Genomic DNA, 2,267 nt, shown 5'->3' on the forward strand with positions numbered 1-2,267 from the left:
TTGTTTGGTCTAATTTCGCGTTCGCCATGTTAGCGTTTACCCTTATCGCAGAAACCGCAAAAAAGCGGACACAGCCCCGTTGCCCTCTGGCAACCCTACCCGGTGTGCTCCTCGACGCAAGAGCAAGTTCTCAAATCCACTTTCCAGCAGACTCGTTTCCCACATCAAAGCCTGCTTTTCTTGCCAGGGAGTGTGAAAGCGGCAGTCGAATAGAATATTGCAGCCCATCTTCCCTAAAATCCAGTTCTGATGTTCCGCCGGCGGATTCAATCGTCTGCCTTATTAGGGACATTCCGAACCCAGGGTTTCCGGCGACGGGGGCAGGCGCCCCGCTCTCCCTCCACAAGAAATGCAGCTCCTGCTGTTGAGGCAGAATCTTCCATTCAACAAGGAGCTGACCCGTTGCTGTGCTAAGCGCCCCGAATTTTTTCGCGTTGGTCGTGAGTTCGTGCAAAGTCAATCCGATTTGTCCCGAAGTTCTCGGGTCGAGGATAAGGGGCGGGCCGGAAATTTCTATTCGACCATCGGCCTTTGCGCCTACCAGAACCTCAGCTTGGACAAGGCTGGCCAGTTCGCTGCCTACCATCTCACCGCGCACAAGGAGATCATGCACCCTAGCCAGAGCTTGCACCCGGCCGGAAAAACTCTCTGCAAACTGTGCTGGATTTACTGCTCGCCGTGCTGATTGCTTCGCAAGTGCCAGAACGGTGGCAAGTGTGTTCTTCACCCTGTGATTGAGTTCGTCGAACAGACGGCGCTGAAGATCCTCGGCTCTTCTTCTTTCGGTAATGTCCCGGCCGATCTTGGAAGCGCCAACGATGTTGGAAAACTCATCCCTCAAAGGAGACACGGTTAGCGACAGCGCGACCCGCCGACCGTCTTTGCTCAAGCGCTCGGTGTCGAAGTGGTCAACTTTTTCGCCGCTACGGAGTTTGCTAATTATATACGTTTCTTCTTCCATTAACTCCGGCGGGATAATGCGCGTGATAGATCGACCTATCATCTCTTCAGGCGCATATCCTAAGATCCGGGTAGCTGCTGCGTTCCACGATGTAACGATGCCGTCGAGCGTCTTGCCAATTATTATATCATCGGAGGTCGATACGATAGCGGCGAGGCGTTCTTGTTGAAGCCTGTCAAGGCCTCCGGCGGTGTGGCGGCAGAGGAGTGTGACGCTGCATGCTATAGCTCCGCCTTCTGAAATCAGCCGCGTCTGGGATCTAATCGGAGTTCTTGATCCGTCATGCCGTTCCACTACTATGTCCGTTTGCGAGAGTTCTTCTCGCGAACTGAGCGCCATGGCCACGGGCGACCGTTCCAGAGCAAGTGGGGCGCAGAAGGCGTCCTTGAGGCGCCACGCACCGCACCATCGAGTCTGGCCGACGGCGGGATGCTGGCCCCAGAGTTCAGCGGCAAGATCATTGTATGCCGTGATCAGGCCACCACCATCCGTGGCATATGCCGCAATAGGAAGCTGCGATAACAGGAGATTTTGGGTCAATGATCTAGCCAGATTTCAGTCGCTAATGGAGTTAGTTTACGTGTCATGGCGCTCCACGGAGAGCGTTGTTGCGGCACTCAACCAATGCGGTCAACTATGCTCCTCACCTGGTCTCCGGCCGGGCAGCAAGACGTGCCGCAGGGTCTTCACAGTCGTGCCCGTTGCCCCATCTGTCAAGCGTGTGGGTGACATCCCAACGCTTGGTGTAGGGGCGCCGACCTCCGGAAGACCGAGACTGATCAGGCGCCCACGGCCGTCAGCCTGACGGTGGGATTTTCGTTGACTCAGACCAGCTTTTCGATCGCCAAGTAGCGGCGTGCTACCGCCCAATCGTCATTGACCTCCAGCATCAGCGCGCCGCTTGATCTCGCGGTTCACCCGTTCGAGTTGATTTATGTTGGCGCTTTGCGCCCGGTACTCGCGCGTGAAGTCTATATTGGCCAAGACGTTGTTGCGGGAAGCGTTCATTATGGCAGCCAGCTTGCGCCGCTTGACGCAAGGTGCATCGGCAACGACTGCCCATTGGGCCTCGGCTTCAACCTTGGTTCCCTGGACGAAGATCGTCTTCAGCATAACCGGCACCGCCGCACGCTGCTTGATCGGGGCGTGTGCGAGCGCGTTCCGCATCCAGTGAACCCGGCGCCGCTGCTGGGAGGCGTCGAAGACGCGGCGTGCGGCGGCCCGAAGCCCCTTGCCATCGCCGGCAGTCGCCAGCTTCACGCCGCGCAGGCCGCGGTCGGCGAGGCTGAGGAGGAAGTCGGTCCGG

The 2,267-nt window shown here is 57.6% G+C and carries 1 protein-coding gene and 1 pseudogene; both read right to left on the reverse strand.

Annotated features, from left to right (window positions below):
- Window positions 1-130: 130 nt before the first annotated feature.
- On the reverse strand, window positions 131-1,300 hold the full coding sequence (locus tag C5F48_RS23310) for a sensor histidine kinase (protein WP_107666070.1): 1,170 nt from the start codon (window positions 1,298-1,300) through the stop codon (window positions 131-133).
- Between the two features lie 485 nt (window positions 1,301-1,785).
- Window positions 1,786-2,267, reverse strand: a pseudogene (locus C5F48_RS23315) (transposase); the annotation flags it as partial.

Origin of the sequence: Cereibacter changlensis JA139 (assembly GCF_003034985.1) — a bacterium.
GTDB classification, from domain to species: domain Bacteria; phylum Pseudomonadota; class Alphaproteobacteria; order Rhodobacterales; family Rhodobacteraceae; genus Cereibacter; species Cereibacter changlensis.